The 16,490-nt window shown below is 32.6% G+C and carries 9 protein-coding genes and 1 tRNA gene; 3 read left to right on the top strand and 7 right to left on the bottom strand.

The window, feature by feature from the left end:
• Positions 1-10: 10 nt before the first annotated feature.
• From V5787_RS04780 to V5787_RS04805, 6 genes are all read right to left on the bottom strand, one after another.
• Positions 11-3,253, bottom strand: coding sequence for a SusC/RagA family TonB-linked outer membrane protein (locus tag V5787_RS04780; RefSeq protein WP_336892130.1), 3,243 nt, complete (start codon positions 3,251-3,253; stop codon positions 11-13).
• Positions 3,254-3,758: 505 nt separating this feature from the next.
• Positions 3,759-4,706: a hypothetical protein gene (locus V5787_RS04785; protein WP_336892131.1), complete on the bottom strand. Its 948-nt coding sequence runs from the start codon at positions 4,704-4,706 to the stop codon at positions 3,759-3,761.
• Positions 4,707-4,865: 159 nt separating this feature from the next.
• On the bottom strand, positions 4,866-6,404 hold the full coding sequence (locus V5787_RS04790; RefSeq protein WP_336892132.1) for a RagB/SusD family nutrient uptake outer membrane protein: 1,539 nt from the start codon (positions 6,402-6,404) through the stop codon (positions 4,866-4,868).
• A gap of 23 nt (positions 6,405-6,427) precedes the next feature.
• On the bottom strand, positions 6,428-9,499 hold the full coding sequence (locus V5787_RS04795; RefSeq protein WP_336892133.1) for a TonB-dependent receptor: 3,072 nt from the start codon (positions 9,497-9,499) through the stop codon (positions 6,428-6,430).
• A 363-nt stretch (positions 9,500-9,862) separates the two neighbouring features.
• Positions 9,863-10,210, bottom strand: a complete 348-nt coding sequence (locus tag V5787_RS04800) for a cupin domain-containing protein (RefSeq protein WP_336892134.1) — start codon at positions 10,208-10,210, stop codon at positions 9,863-9,865.
• 5 nt (positions 10,211-10,215) lie between these two features.
• Entirely contained in the window at positions 10,216-12,480 is a 2,265-nt protein-coding gene (locus V5787_RS04805) for a heparinase II/III family protein (protein WP_336892135.1), read from the bottom strand.
• A 549-nt stretch (positions 12,481-13,029) separates the two neighbouring features.
• Between V5787_RS04805 and leuC the strand changes: the two genes are divergently transcribed.
• Positions 13,030-14,436, top strand: coding sequence for a 3-isopropylmalate dehydratase large subunit (gene leuC / locus V5787_RS04810; RefSeq protein WP_336892136.1), 1,407 nt, complete (start codon positions 13,030-13,032; stop codon positions 14,434-14,436).
• Between the two features lie 103 nt (positions 14,437-14,539).
• Positions 14,540-15,139: a 3-isopropylmalate dehydratase small subunit gene (gene leuD, locus V5787_RS04815; RefSeq protein WP_336892137.1), complete on the top strand. Its 600-nt coding sequence runs from the start codon at positions 14,540-14,542 to the stop codon at positions 15,137-15,139.
• A 118-nt stretch (positions 15,140-15,257) separates the two neighbouring features.
• Here the strand turns inward: leuD and V5787_RS04820 are convergent.
• Positions 15,258-15,343 (bottom strand) — tRNA-Leu (locus V5787_RS04820).
• A 353-nt stretch (positions 15,344-15,696) separates the two neighbouring features.
• Between V5787_RS04820 and V5787_RS04825 the strand changes: the two genes are divergently transcribed.
• A complete protein-coding gene (locus V5787_RS04825) occupies positions 15,697-16,065 on the top strand; it encodes a hypothetical protein (RefSeq protein ID WP_336892138.1) in 369 nt (122 codons plus the stop codon).
• Positions 16,066-16,490 lie beyond the last annotated feature (425 nt).

Here is a 16,490-nt window from a genome sequence, read left to right on the forward strand (position 1 = left end):
AATTAATTAATTAAAATTGAAAGTTAACCCCAGCTGAAATTGTTTTTACAACAGGACCATCTCCTCTTTGATACCCTGCAGTTAATGGTGTATTAGCATTACTAGATGTTTGACCTGCTGCTTCTGGGTTAAAGCCTTCATAACCTTTAGCAGTAAAATACAGTAAATTATTACCTGTTAAATATAACCTTAGCCTATTAAAATGAAGTTTTGAAGTTAATGATTGAGGTACTGTATATCCGATAGTTAAATTTCTTAAAGTCACAAAAGAAGCGTCTTGTATATGAGCATCAGTATATCTTCTATGTACAGTTAAATCTCTATCTGGGAAATTAGAAACCTCATTTACAGCCGATTCACTCGCATAATACAACTGATCTAGATCAGCCACCCTTACTTCAGCTCCATGAGAACCTTGCAATTGGAAAGAGAAATCAAAATCATAATAGTTGAAATCAGAATTGAATCCCCATTCAAAATCAGGATATGGGCTACCTAACTCAGTTCTATCATCATCATCTATAATACCATCATTATTCAAATCTTTTACATAAACATCTGCATACTGATTATTAAACCTGTTAAATGGGTTATCTACCCATTCTAATGGAATTTCTTTCTCATAAACCCATCCGTAAAAAGAAGTTATTGGCTGCCCTACTTTAGCTATAAATTCTGTAGGTCTAGTATCTTGATCAATTCTAGAAATAATTTGTTCATTATTACCTAAGCTTAGTACAGTATTTCTGTTTAAAGAAAATTGACCTGATGCTACCCAACGAAAGTTTTCCGTAGACATAACTCTAGAACTTAATTCAACCTCAACACCTTCATTTTTAACCTCTCCAAGATTCTGCAACCAATTATCTGTACCATAAGTAGCGGATGACGGAGCAAAAAGAAGTAAATCTTTACTTGTTCTTGTGTAATAATCTACTGATAAATCTAAAAACCCTCTGCCGAATGTAACATCTATTCCAGGATTGAATTCTATTAATTTTTCCCATCCTAGAGATTGATTTGCTAAAGATGTAGCTTTAACTCCAGTATCTCCATCGTAACCAACCGTACCATATGATTCCTCGAACCTATATAGTGATTCGTACACGTTGTTGGATATTTCATTAGAACCTGAAACACCATAACTAGCTCTCAATTTTAAAAACGATATAAGATTACTTTCTGATAAGAAATCTTCGTTTGATAAGATCCACCCCGCTGAAGCTGCTGGGAAAAACCCAAACCTTGCATCTGAACCAAACCTTGTACTACCATCACTACGCGCTGATAGTTGTACTAGGTATTTTTCATTATAATTATAATTTATTCTTCCAAAATATGAAACCAATTTATCAGTTCCATTATCTGTATATGTAGTCCCTCCATCTGCAAGTGCAATATTATTATTGAAATCATTAGAGTAGCCAACAGCCTCTGTCTCTTGTCTATAAAAATCTCTTTGAGTAAATTCAAATCCAAGAATTGAGTTGAAATTATGTTTCCCAAGTTCTTTCTTATGTAGAAGAACTGTTTCAAATGCGTATTGATTAAGTTCATCTCTTCTCTCTAACCGATAAGACTCTTGGTCTCTATTTTCTTGACCATAAAGGTAATCGAACTCATTGGACTTAGTATGTCTAAAAACACCCGAGATAGTTTGTTTAAGATTAAGACCCTTTGCTAATTTTACATCAACATAAGCAGATGAATTTAAACTTAACTTCTTCTTTGTTCTAGATCTTTCAAGAAAATTTACAAGAGGATGAACATTTTTAGTAGTTGACAAAGTTAAACCACCTGACGTTAGATTACTAACTAATGGAAGACCCGTATTAGGATCTCTTGCTATTGCTCTTGGATCGTCATCTGAAACAGTAAATACATGATCGAAAGCTCTTGAAAACCCATAACTACCAACGCCTAGGTTTTCAAATAGTTTTCCTGCATCCGTTGAAACACCAACATCTGTAGAAAATTGAGTTACATACTTTAAATGTTCTTCAGTTAAGTATAATGGCACATGCCCATATTGCCTTAATGGGTCTGTAAACCTAGCAGGTAATCTATCTTGGTCATTATAATTAACATTAATACTTGCGCCAAATTTTATTTTTTTGTTTTTTGATTTACTATCAACTTTTATTCTAGCGTTGTATTTCTTAAAGTTATCCGTTAATGCGATTCCTTCATCTTCAAGATAGCCTAAAGAAGCCGTATAGCTTGTTAATTCAGATCCTCCTCTTACGGATAAAGAGTGATTTACTATAAAGCCTCCAGGGAAAACTTGATCTTGCAAATTATTTTCACCTCCACCAAGCGAAGCTAAAAAATCCATAGCCTCAAGTTCTGCATAAGCTGTGTTATAATTCTTGATAATTCTACTATAGTTTCCGCTATCTAGTTCTATTGCATCAATTGAGCTCTGTAGCCCATCCAGTCTGTATCTTTCTTGAGCTATAGTGGTATTAAAGTTATCATTGTGTTCAGCATATTTATAACCTGTAAATGTATTGTAAGAGAATTGCGTTTTACCAATAATTCCTTTCTTAAGTGTCACTAAAATCACTCCATTTGCACCACGAGATCCATATATCGCAACGGATGAAGCATCTTTCAATACGGTTAAAGATTCAATATTATTATTATCAATAGAAGATAAAATATCAGCATCAGTACCTAAGACAATCCCATCAACAACAATTAAAGGCGCTGATGTTCCTGTAACAGAACCTGGTCCCCTTAATGTGATTTTAGGATCACCACCCGCCTCTGATGATACAACTTGAATTCGTAAACCTGCTACCTTTCCACCAAGAGCATCTTCTACACGAGATACTGCTTGGTTCTGAAGATCAACACCAGAAATTTTGGTTAAAGCACTCGTTATATTTTTCTGTTTTTGTGATCCATAAGCAACAACAATTACTTCATCGAGCGCTGAAACATCTTCTCTCAATAAAACATCAATAGTAGTTTGATTTTCAACAACTACCGTTTGAGAAACATATCCAATATAAGAAAACTGTAATATGTCTCCTTTTTTTGCTTCAATTTGGTAGGTCCCGTCAAAATCGGTTGATACTCCTTTTGTTGTTTTTAAGACGATAATATTAATACCCGGAATAGGGACATTATCGGTTGCAGACAAAACAGTACCTTTTATAGTACTATCTTGTGCAAATAGTGCAATGTTTAGTAACAAAACCAAAGAAAGCACCAGTTTTGTTTTAAAATTTGTAATAGATTTTTCCATGTTTAAAATGTTAGTTTGATTAGTGGCAATAATGATATATCGTTGATGAAATTTTTATCCTTTGTTTTATGTTTTTGGACTTACTTCTCTTGTAGAAATAATCATAAATAGGATAGTTTTCAGTCGTCCTTTTTGGTTAATAAAACTGGACAACCAGATTGGCTTACTAGATATATTTTGTTTTTTGGTTATTTTGACCCTATAAAGGGTTTACATATGAGCATATTATATACGATGGTCAATGTTGTTGTGGTTAGTGATGATTGTAGGTTTAGCGAATGGTTGTAGTTAATGAATGGTTTTAGGTTAGTGATGGTTGGGGATTAATAAATGGTTTAAGTTTAGTGACGGTTTGTGGTTATGCTAAATAAATACTAATAAATTGAATGAAAAGTGCTTTTGAAGTGAGTAATATATAGAGCAAATATTTATTTTTTATTATTAGCTAATTGCTGTAAAACTCAAAATTATATTTTATTTCGGATTCCGAAATTTCAAAAACATGTCAATTATATTTAATGTTAATAAAATTTACTGGTCTAAAATATGTGGACCAGCAAATTTTCAATAACCAACAAGCACTATAGACAACCATAGCACTAACACTCAGGGGTATAAATTTTTGTTTTTTCTTAATTGGGTTGTGCGTTTTCAGCCATTCTTCCCCTTTCTTATCTAAAAAGAAATCCATCCAGATATAGTACATTTTCTCTCCTTTTTTCACTTCTACAGAATGACTTGAACCTAGCGGTATATGTAGAATGGAATAGGCTGGGAAATTTATTTTAGCATTATCAGCAAAAACAACTACTTGATTGTCAGTAAGACCTAAAAACAACTGCTCTAGCATAGCATGTTCGTGAGCTCCAACTTTATCCGGACCTGTTGTTTCAACGGTTCCCATGGCTATACGTGGAATGTATTTGTTAGGAATTATTGTACGGCTAACAGTATTTGGACTTTTTATTGGTTCGGTATACGCTTCGCAATCAGTAAATTTCGCAAAATAAATATTTTCTGTATTTTCCTTTGGAAACTCTTTTAAGTCTAAAATGTCTTGTTCTGTAAGTTCGCTAGATATTTTTATAAAATGTAGCGTGTCGTTCTTGATCGCATTAATAGAAATATCCAATACTGAATTAGGTAATAATATGGTTTCTGGTTCAATATTGTAAACCTTTTCGTTGATAATAACCTCTCCTTTCCCTTTGATAAAAAGATATATGTATTTATATCCTTCATGCATATGCTCCTTTTTAACAACATCTCCTGCCAAAGTTAGATGGTTTACAGTGATTCCTCCAATTTCATTTTCTAGTATTTTCTTATTGTATTCAACCTTATTTGGTTGTAAACTCATATTGAGAAACTCAATAGGAATTTCCTGTGCACCTAAAACCATAAACGATAGTAAAGTTGTCGTTAAAATTAAAAAAGTATATTTTATTTTCATAAGTGATAAATATTTGAGTTGTTTAAGGAACTCAAAATTACTATAATACTAAATTGAAATTGTAGGTTTTCTAGTATTAATTCTTGGATTTACACTTTATTTTAGTGCAAACCCAAGAAATTAAATTATAAGATATTAACCCTTTTTGTTTAAAAAAAATTAGTAACCAGGATTCTGTGGTAATAAATTAGGATTTCTTTGTAACTCATCTAAAGGTAATGGTAATAAATAATCATCTGAAGTAAAGTATTGTTTTTCTCCTTCTAAGCCAGAAGCACCATATACATCATAAGGAGAGTCTCCCATTTGTCTTCTTACAATGTCATACCATCTTTTGCCTTCAAAAGCAAATTCTAATCTACGCTCTTCCAATACATCTGCAACAGTAACAGTTGTAAGATCTGCTGGCACAGCACTCTCAGCTACCGTGTATTCAACATCAGCACCAGTTTTCGTAGCACCACCCATTCTTGCTCTAGCTCTTACTTCATTAATATAAGTAAGCGCCGATCCAGTATCTCCTAATTCTACTGCTGATTCAGCAGCGATTAACAATACTTCTGCATAACGTATCATAGAGTAATTATGACTTGTTGCTCTACCACTTCCACGAGCAAATGCTCCTGGGTAACGCATATACTTTGCTATATATGGATTGTTTTTAGCGTGTGCGTGTCCGCTGATTGCAAAATTAGTATAATCTACAACACTACCATTAATTGATGCTACATCATCCAAACTGACTGCTCTTCTATAATCACCTGCATCCCAAGTAGTATAAACAGCCAACGTAGGAACTGCAACTGACCAACCACCTCCTGAATTTCTGTCATCACCTCTAATACCTGTCATCGGTGCTATTTGATCATAAGCATTATCTTCAGCTTCAAAATTATTGTAATCTAGTGAAAATATTGGTTCTATAGAAATATCTATTACATCTCCATTAAATAAATTTTGAAAATTAGAATCTAAACCAAGGTTATAAATACCTTTATTATCAATCACTTCTTTAGATTCGTTAAAAGCTTTTTGCCATTCACCTTGAGTTAAATACACCAAGGCCAAATAAGAACTCGCTGCTGCTTTAGAAGGTATTGCTCTAGATGTAGTTGTATTTGGCAACCAAATTTTAGCATATTCTAAATCTGCAATTATATTTGCATATACATCTGCAGCACTTGTTTTACTGATAGAAGTTGCTATATCAACATCCGTTACAGGTGCATCAATATAAGGAATATCTCCAAATAATCTTACCAAGTGAAAATAATAAAACGCTCTTGCAAAATATGCCTGTGCAGTTACTGGATTTTTAATATCTGCATCGATTTCTACATCTTCAGCTCCTGCAATGGCAAGATTAGCAGCCGCAATTCCTTGATAAGTTCTTGGCCAAAATTCACTAATCATTCCATTACTAGCCAAAGTAGTAAATTCATTCATCTCTACTCTTCTTGTTTGTGTAGATGCAAGATCTACCATGTCAGAACGAAGCATTAATGCGATAGAAAGTTTTCTTCCCCAAAACTTTTCATTAATTGCGTGTGTAAGAGCACCATCCACAGCTACTTGGATATCATCTGTAGTTTGAAAAAAACCGTCTGGGGCTAACAAACCTACAGGCTCTTCTTCTAAATCTGAACATCCCATTATTGATAACCCTACCAATAAAAAGAAATATTTGTATATTTTCATATTTTATGTTTTAAAATTATTGATTAAAATTTTATATTAAGACTAAAATTTATCGTTTTGATTGTTGGATAATTACCAAAATCAAACCCTTGAGCTGTATTGGCAGATGTATTGTTATCTCCTTGGGCTCCAAAATAGTTTACTTCAGGATCTAATCCAGAATAGTTTGTAAAAGTCAATAAATTTTGTGCACTCAATGAAAGTCTTACTCTGTCCATTCCTAATTTTTCAGTAATGTCTGTAGGTAAATTATAACCTACTGCTATATTTTTTAATCTAACATAGCTACCATCTTCTACAAAACGAGAAGAAATTTCTCTACTACTATTGTTTCCAACACGTGGAGTATTTGTGTCTGTATTTGTAGTTGTCCAAGAGCTGTTATAAAAGTCGCTAGTAGTATTTGAATCTCCATTAAACAACTGTACATTGGTCATATTAAAAATATCTCCACCTTGAGAACCTTGGATAAAGATCCTTAAATCCCAGTTTTTATAAGTAAAATTATTGGACATTCCAAAAGTATAATCTGGATTAGGATTACCTATCGTTGTCTTATCAGCATCCGTAATATCACCACTTCCATCTATATCCGCAAACAAAGGGTCACCTGCAATACCACCAGTTAAGGTTGCTGCTCCATCTGGTAAATCACCTCCTTGATAAACTCCTTGATAATCATAGCCCCAAAAAAGACCAACTTCTTCACCAACTCTTAAAACATAAGAGTAATCATGACTAAAATAATTTGGAGCAGCATCAAAAAACAAATCAGCATCATTTACTAAAGCTACTACTTTGTTTTTATTAAAGGCAATGTTAAAATCTGTAGTCCATCTAAAATTGTCGTTAGATATATTTCTTGTGCTTAAAGAAACTTCAATCCCTCTATTATTTATCTCTCCTAAATTCGCTAAGATATCATCACCTGTGTAACCTAAATATTCAGTGATAGTGTTGTCTGTTAAAATTAAATCTTTAGTATCTATGTTATAATAGTCTAATGATAAATTAATTGCATTGTTAAACATCCCAAAATCTACACCAATATTTGTTTGATAAGAAGTTTCCCATTTTAAATCTGGGTTCTCAGGTTGTTCTGGAGTAATAGCACTAACCGTTTCCCCATTACTGGAAGCATAAAGAGTCTCAAACCTTGCTAAAGATTCGTAAGCACCAATTGATGGATTACCTGTAAGACCATAACTAACGCGTAATTTTAAGTTAGAAATCGTTTCAACATCTTTTAAAAAGTTTTCGTTTGACACCTTCCATCCTAAAGCTGCAGAAGGGAAAATAGCATATTTTTCATTAGCTGCAAAATTAGATGCTCCATCTCTTCTTACTGTAGCTGTGATTAAATATTTATCATCATAATCGTAATTCACTCTACCAAATTGAGATTGAATCTCTACTTCTGATATTGACGAATCAGGCGTTAAAAATGTTGTAGCAGATTCTAAATTATAAAAAGAAAAACTATCTGAAATAAAACCGGAAGCTTGATTGTAAAAATTTTCTGTAATAATTTGTTGATAAGAATATCCTGCTAATAAGGTTAATTGTCCTTTTCCTATCTCTTTTTTATAGGTCAGATAATTTTCACTCAAGAAATTTGTTGTTCTATCATATTCTACACCAGCTATTCCTCCAACAGCACCTGCTGTCTGTTCTAGTGTTGATGGCAAATAAATTCCTTGATTTTCATTTTCAGTACTAAAACCAAAAGTTGTTTTAAAAGTAAGATTTTCTAAAAGATCATAACTTGCATAAAAATTTGCTCTAAAATTATCGGTTTTAGTTTCGTCTATTTTTTCTGTAGCGATAGCATACGGATTATCAACAGGATCTCCCACAGAGTTACCCGAGTTAAAGCTACCATCTTCATTATACACAGGTTGATCAGGCGCATATCTCATTGCTAAGGTAATTACATCATCTCCACCTGCACCAGCAGTATCACCTGTTGACTGCGTAGAAGCTCCATTTTTAGTACTTCTACTACCAAAAAGATTAAGTCCCATTTTTAACTTATCTGTTACTTGGGCATCAACATTTGACAAGAAGGTTAGTTTTTCAAAACCAGAATTAATAAGAACTCCATCTTGATTAAAATAGTTGCCAGAAGCATAAAAATTTATTTTATCTGAACCTCCTGAAAAAGAAAGTTGATAATTCTGAGTATTCCCTGCTTGGTAAATTAAGTCTTGCCAATCAGTATCCCCAGCACCTTGATTATAAGTAACTGCAGCGTCACCTGAAGTTAATGCTTGGTTATTATTTACATCTTGTTGATAAGCTGCAAATTCATCTGCATTTAACAAATCTATACTGTTTGCAGTATTTTGAACTGCATAAGTGCTATTAAATTCAATAGTCATTTTACCTTTTCTACCTTTTTTAGTAGTTACCAAAATAACTCCATTAGAACCTCTAGAACCGTATATAGCAGTTGCTGACGCATCTTTTAAAACCTCTAAAGAAGAAATATCATTAGCTTGTGGCATAGTTGCTCCAACAAAACCATCTACAACAATTAGAGGTGAACTACTTGCATTAATAGAAGTATTACCTCTAATTTTTATGCTAATAGGAGCACCTGGCTCACCACCATTATTAGATTGAACAACAACTCCAGCTGCACGCCCTTGAAGAGCTTGTGCTGCATCTGCTACAGGAAATGCATTTAATTCCTCCGAACTTACGGAAGAAACAGAACCTGTAATATCGCTTTTCTTACGAAAACCGTAACCTATAACTACAACCTCATCTAGCTCATTTGAATCTTCCTCTAGAGCTACATTTATAGTGGTTTGATTAGTTACCGAAATCGATTTCGTAGCGAATCCAATAAAAGAAAAAATAATTTTGCTGCCTTGAGGTGCGTTTATTTGATAATTCCCATCAAAGTCAGTAGTAATACCTGTTGATGTTCCTTCTATTATAACATTTACACCAGGCACTGGAGTATTCTCAGATTTAGAAGTTACTGTTCCTGTAATTGCATGATCGTTTTGAGCGATTAAAGCGATGTTAACAAACAGAACAACTATAAGAAGCAGCTTTGTCTTGAATAAATTTAGTGTTTTTTTCATGTTTAAAGTGTTAGTTTTAATTAGTCTCGAAATATTATTTAGTTGATTAATATTTCATTTTTTAATCTTTCACTTTATTCAACAATATTGATTAAACAAAAAATAAATTCCTTATTTTTGTATATGTGTTGTTGAATAAAGTGATAACATGTAGTCGGATTTACTTCCCTCCAAAGAAGTATCCTAATTATAAGAGGATGGGTGTGCACCCATCCTTTTTTGTTTATGGTATAGTCATTTTTTTTGCTATTTAGATTAGTATGGTGATTTTTCAATACTGGATAACCAGTTTGGTTTACCAAATATATGTTATTGTGATGTTTAAAAAAAATAATTTAACAAAAAATTAGGTTTTTTAATTTATTATTCCATAAAATCTTCTCTAATAGGACTAAAAACATCTATTAAAACCCCTGCTTTATTACAAATTGCTCCATGAAGTACATTAGGTGGAATGTATACTGAATCTCCTCCTTTTACTATTTTAGTTTCATCACCTATAGAAAATTCAAATTCTCCTCCAACAACATAAGTTACTTGTGAATGATGATGTTCATGCTTATAACCTATTCCTCCTGTTTCAAAGTCAACCTTAACAAGCATGATTTTATCATCATAACCCATTATTTTACGTTTAACTCCCTCTCCTACAACTTCCCATTCTTGGTTGTCGTCTAATAAAAACTCTTTACTTGCTCCAAAACTTTTCATAATTATTATTGTTTAGTATTTATATAATAAAATGGACCGCTCCATTGATGTTTTTGATTATTTATTTGTAATTCGTGTTTGGTGTTTTTGTCAGAATCAATATTTGATAAAAATACTGTTTTTATAGATGCATCCTTTTTTGTGATTTTTAAAACTGTGTATTTACTGTTTGATTGAATAATTTCAATATTTTCAATACTACTAGTTGCGTCTTTAGCAAGCTCAGACACAGGACTATAATGACCGTGTGGTTCTATGATCGTTGCAAAAGTAGTGTTGCTAAAGTTATTTCTACGAATGATAATAGCAGGATCATTCCTTAAATTGAAATCAGGATCATTAGCTCCTATTTGTGCAAATAGAATTTTATCGTTTTTGTCACTGGTAGTAGTTAATGAATAAAATTTATCATTATTTAACCAGCTGATTTTTGTGTTAGGGTTTTGAGCAATTCCTTCTGCCTTCTTCCAAAGGTGTTGATATCCGTTTTTAGGTCCTAGTATATTTAATTGACTGAAAGTTTCGTACTCGAAATTAGCTGACATTATATGACCCAAATAATAATAGGGTAAATCATACTGGTTTTTTTCTGCTGCCTGAATCCTCATTATATCCAATAGATAAGGAGAAGAATTATTTACGTCTTTAACGAGAACCATTGTTCTATGAAGTTCCGTTCCTGGGTAAGCATTTTCCTCCTTAGCACTTGCTATTTGAAACTGTAAATCTTCGGTATTGAAGATATATTTAGTCGAATGATTTTTGCTTGCGATTTCGTATTTGTGATCAAAATGGGATTTTTCATTTTGAATGATGGTATTGTGTGCAATGCTTTCCTTAGCCCAGGTTTTGTTTTCTTTTAAATAATTACCACCTCCTTTTTGTTCGATGTTTACAAAACGTACTAAACCATAGTCTTGAATTATTTCATTTCCTTCATTGTACATAGAGAATGACAACTTATCGTAATGACCGTGACTCAAGCCTTGTGCACTGTATTTAAAAACAACCTCAATATCGCCACTTCTCAAGACACCTACAGCTCCTTGATCTCCCTCTGGACCATCTGTTAATTCATATGATTTTTTAATAAAAGGTATCGCCTTGCCATCTCTAAGTCCTTTGGCAACTGCAAGTCCACTATCGTTAAGAAGAACTTTACCCTGTTCTTGAGCGATGCTTAGAAGTTGTTGGTTATGACCTCCGTATTTGTAGGCAATATCAACGGCAGTAACTAGTTCTCGGGATTGAATTGACATTCCTTTTTGCCCATCATTTAAGGGGAAAAATTCTCCATCCTGATCAGTAAGCATCAAAATTGCGTTGACAGCCTTTAAAAGCACTCCGTTTTTGTGATCAAATATTTTTAATTCTGGTTTTACGTTATGTAGCGCTTGTGCAAATATTAAAAATGGATACATAGCGTATCGCTGGTAATAAGGACCTTCTGTATAGTATCCGTCTGGAGAGAAAGGTTCGTCAATATTTGCTAAAAACCCTACTTTCTGCCCCTCTGTTTTTATAAAACCACCATCGTTATCTTTCATGTTTGCATCTATAGAGTCAGTAGGAATCCCGTATAGAGCTTTGTTTAACAAATCATCGTTACCCATCACCAAAGCAATCATTCCTACAGCTGAATTTCCCCATGTACTATGGTTGTGTACACGATTAAAGAATTGTGGATTTTCTATAGAGATAAAGTTTGCAAAAGGAATGAATAAATCATTTTCCAAGATATTTCTGTCTTCTGGTGTAAGCCATTCGTAAATACAATCATAGGCTTGACTTGAATAAACTAACCAGTTTGAGTCATTTAAACATTGCCAAAATAATTTCCCTCTAGCATAGGATCTAGTTTGCGGATGCACTGGTAGTGTTGGATATAACTTAGCATAGGCTAAAAGTACTTCCTTTACATATTGTGCATATTTTTCATCTTGTGTGATTTGGAATAAGACCCCTGCTTGTTGTAAAATTAAAAAAATATTTTTGTGTTGTTCATGAGAAAAACCACCTGAGAGATCTTTAGGTGTCGAAAGTGAAATTTCTTTTGCAATTTCAACATCAATAATCTTAATTGTTCGTGCTAATGTTTTGTCAAAAAGGGGTACCGTTCCAAGCTGTGATCTAATTTCTTTCACACCTTGTACTGTTAGAATCAAAGATGGATGTTCAGGTTGTTTCTCGTATTTTACTTCTTTTTCGCTGCAAGAGACTGTAAGAAATAATACAAATATAAGTAGGAAAAGGGGAGTCGTTTTTTTCATATTAAAGACATTGGTTTTTAGCTGGTTGACCAAATTGGTTGACCAAATATACTATTATTTTATTTTGAAAAAAAACAATCTTACAAAAAATTAATAATAACTAATTAACCTTTATTTGTCTATTTATTTTGATTTTATTATTCGTGTATAAATAGCTATTATTAAGTGTTTTAACTAACATGACGAGCTGTATAAAAACAACACAAACTAGGTCATTAATTCATTTTGTTTATTGATAATATTCACTTTTATGTAATTAGCAGGACTCGATTAAAGAGGTTTTCTTAGTCTATAAGTTATTAATTGAAATAGATGTTTGTAAACGTTTAGTATTTTGTAAGTTTGCAACCCCCTTTGATTTAAGCTATCTAAATAACGAGCGTTTTTTTATTATTAGACATCGTAAAGGTTTTAAGGTTGAAACCCTGTAATATATATGTTTTTGTTGTTTTTTTTAAATAATGGATACAGTAAAGAATTAAATAAAAAGCCTAAAGACAGATATAACAATAGTATTTTTGAAAACTTATAAATAAAAAGAACATAAAAATGGCAAAAACATTATTTGACAAAGTATGGGATTCACATGTTATTCGTCACGTTGAAGACGGACCAGATGTATTCTTTATTGATCGTCATTTTATCCATGAGGTAACTAGTCCAGTAGCATTTTTAGGATTAGAAAGCAGAGGAAACAGTGTTATTTATCCAGAGCGAACATTTGCAACTGCAGATCATAACACTCCTACGATCAATCAACATTTACCAGTTGAAGACGTGTTATCTGCTAATCAGTTACAAGCTTTAGAAGATAATGCTAAAAAACATGGTATTTCTCATTGGGGATTAGGTGATATAAATAATGGAATTGTACATGTTGTAGGTCCTGAAAATGGAATTACATTACCTGGTGCAACCATTGTATGTGGCGATTCACATACTTCTACACATGGTGCCTTTGGTGCTGTTGCATTTGGAATTGGTACTTCTGAAGTAGAAATGGTATTATCTACTCAATGTATTATGCAGCCAAAACCAAAGAAAATGCGTATCAACGTAAATGGTAAATTGGGTCTTGGAGTAACACCTAAGGATGTTGCTTTATATATTATAGCTAAACAAACAACTTCTGGAGCTACAGGATATTTTGTAGAATATGCAGGAGATGTTTTTGAAAACATGACTATGGAAGGTCGTATGACCGTTTGTAACCTGTCTATTGAGATGGGCGCACGTGGTGGCATGATTGCTCCGGATCAAAAAACCTTTGACTATATCAAAGGACTTGCTCAAACTCCTAAAGGAGCTGATTGGGATAAAGCAATGAAATATTGGGAAACTTTATTTACGGAAGAAGATGCTAAATTCGATGTTGAATTCAATTATGACTCTTCTGATATTGAGCCAATGATTACTTTTGGTACAAATCCAGGAATGGGTATCGGAGTAACTCAAGACATTCCAAATGCTGAGAATGTTGAAGGTGGTATTGAAACTTATAAAAAATCTTTAGGTTATATGAAATTCCATGAAGGAGATTCTATGATTGGTAAAAAGATTGATTTCGTGTTTTTAGGATCATGTACAAACGGACGTATTGAAGATTTTAGAGCTTTCTGTTCTATCGTTGAAGGACGTCAAAAAGCAGACAATATTACTGCTTGGTTAGTACCTGGATCTCATAAAGTAGTAGATCAAATTAAAAAAGAAGGATTGGATAAAATTATTACGGATGCTGGTTTTGTACTTAGAGAGCCTGGTTGTTCAGCTTGTTTAGCAATGAATGATGATAAAATTCCTGAAGGAAAATTATCGGTTTCAACTTCTAATAGAAACTTTGAAGGTCGTCAAGGACCAGGATCTAGAACTTTATTGGCTTCTCCTTTAGTTGCTGCAGCTTCTGCAGTGGAAGGTGTGGTTACTGACCCTAGAACAATCTTAAAAGAAAACGCTTAATTTAGGAGCTTAGCTATTGGCTGTTTGCTCTTAGCTGAAAAGTAAATTAAATAATACAAATACGCCAATAGCCAAAAGCTAAAGGCCAAAAGCAAATTATACAATGGCTTACGATAAATTTGAAGTATTAACAAGTACAGCGTATCCTCTTCCAATCGAGAATGTAGATACAGATCAAATCATTCCTGCTCGTTTTTTAAAAGCAACTGAGCGTAAGAATTTTGATGTTAATTTTTTCCGTGACTGGAGATATGAAACTGATGGAACACCAAAAGAAGATTTCCCTCTAAATCAAGAGAAATATGCAGGGTCTCAAATTTTAATTGGAGGTAGAAACTTCGGTTCTGGTTCTTCTAGAGAGCACGCAGCATGGTCTGTATACGATTTTGGATTAAGATGTGTAATCTCTTCCGCATTTGCTGATATCTTTAAAAACAACTGTTTGAATGTTGGTGTTTTACCCGTTCAAGTTTCTGCTGAATTTGCCGATATTTTATTTGCTGCAATAGAAGCAGATCCAAAAACAGAAATCACAATAGATTTAGCGAATCAATCAGTTACATTAGTAGCGACTGGTGAATCTGAACTTTTTGAAATTAATGGTTATAAAAAAGTAAATATGTTGAATGGATTTGATGATATAGATTATTTGAAGAATATCGAAGATGAAATTACAACATTTGCTAAAACTCGTCCTTTCTAAGAAGAAAGTACTGAATTTAATAGTTATTGATTTGTGCATTTTTTCAAAAAAAGATTGTGCAATCATTTATTTCTAAACATAAAAAAAGCCTTTTAATCAAAAGATTAAAAGGCTTTAGTACTCGAGATGGGACTTGAACCCATACGGACCTTACAGTCCACTGGATTTTAAGTCCAGCGTGTCTACCAATTCCACCACTCGAGCGAGTGATTTTATTCGGATGCAAATATACTCTTTTACTTTAAAGTCACACTGTTATTTTGCGATTTTATTTACGCCCGAAAACAGACCTAAATCGGGTTAGTTTTCGTACCTTAAATGGCAATAATACCAAATAAACATATTTAGTTTTGTGCAATACATTTTCGACAAACTATTATTACAGACAATGGACATTCTATCATTTAATGACGTATTAAATGGATGTTCAAAAAAACAAAGCCATAATATTTCTTTGTTTTTTAACTAATTATTCCTTTGCGAATTGTTTAGAGTGCTATTTGGTGATGTTTTTTTAAATCTAATTTGTTTAATTTTGTTGCATAAAAAATAATATTATGAAAAAATTATTTCGAGGGTTTACTGTTGTATTAGTTGTTTTAATGTCTTCAAGTATTGTTAAGGCAGGTAATAATTATTCAATCCCAAGTTTGAGTTTTAAAGAAGGTAATCAGAATACAATTATTCTTAAAGTATCTGCATTGAATAATGCAATCCAAGTAGTGTTACAAAATAACGAAGGAAGTTTGTTATTTACCGAAACATTGGAGAAGGGATATTCTTATAGAAAAAAATATGATATTTCTGATTTTAATGATGGTGTTTACTTCATGAAAGTAGTGGAAGCGACTGATGTAAAGTTTTTCAAGATTGTAAAAGGAGAGGAAAATAAAATATCAGAAGTCGACAAACTTCCGTTTGAATAGAAAAGAGAAATCATACGATTTTTTTCTTTAAAAAACAGGATTCAATGAAAAGGTGTTCCAAACTTCAACCCGTTCCCATTAGACTATTTAGAATGGATTACATTGGACTCTTAATATTGCTTTCTCTGAAGATACTTCTATAAAGAGAAATAAAAACTCAGAACAAAACTGTATTATGTACTGCTAAAAACAGCGCTAAACTTATTGAAAAACGAAAAAACCAAGAAAGAGGTACAGGAAAAAGATTGAAAATCGAATGGGAAAATAAACGCTTTTTAAAGATCCAAGACCGTTGCATAATGCTCTTTTCAGTTTTAGATTTCAATTTTTACTTTTTAAATCTAAAATTTATATTTTTTTTTCTTATTTTCATTGTTTATGTTAGTTATGGATCTATTTTTTGGTTCATTTTCCTTTAGTTTTTA

Origin of the sequence: Flavicella sp. (assembly GCF_037132785.1) — a bacterium.
Taxonomy (GTDB): domain Bacteria; phylum Bacteroidota; class Bacteroidia; order Flavobacteriales; family Flavobacteriaceae; genus Flavicella.

Coding starts and splice junctions, on each gene's coding strand:
- V5787_RS04780 (WP_336892130.1), bottom strand. CDS start 3,253: ATGGAAAAATCTATTACAAATTTTAAAACAAAACTGGTGCTTTCTTTG.
- V5787_RS04785 (WP_336892131.1), bottom strand. CDS start 4,706: ATGAAAATAAAATATACTTTTTTAATTTTAACGACAACTTTACTATCG.
- V5787_RS04790 (WP_336892132.1), bottom strand. CDS start 6,404: ATGAAAATATACAAATATTTCTTTTTATTGGTAGGGTTATCAATAATG.
- V5787_RS04795 (WP_336892133.1), bottom strand. CDS start 9,499: ATGAAAAAAACACTAAATTTATTCAAGACAAAGCTGCTTCTTATAGTT.
- V5787_RS04800 (WP_336892134.1), bottom strand. CDS start 10,210: ATGAAAAGTTTTGGAGCAAGTAAAGAGTTTTTATTAGACGACAACCAA.
- V5787_RS04805 (WP_336892135.1), bottom strand. CDS start 12,480: ATGAAAAAAACGACTCCCCTTTTCCTACTTATATTTGTATTATTTCTT.
- leuC (WP_336892136.1), top strand. CDS start 13,030: ATGGCAAAAACATTATTTGACAAAGTATGGGATTCACATGTTATTCGT.
- leuD (WP_336892137.1), top strand. CDS start 14,540: ATGGCTTACGATAAATTTGAAGTATTAACAAGTACAGCGTATCCTCTT.
- V5787_RS04825 (WP_336892138.1), top strand. CDS start 15,697: ATGAAAAAATTATTTCGAGGGTTTACTGTTGTATTAGTTGTTTTAATG.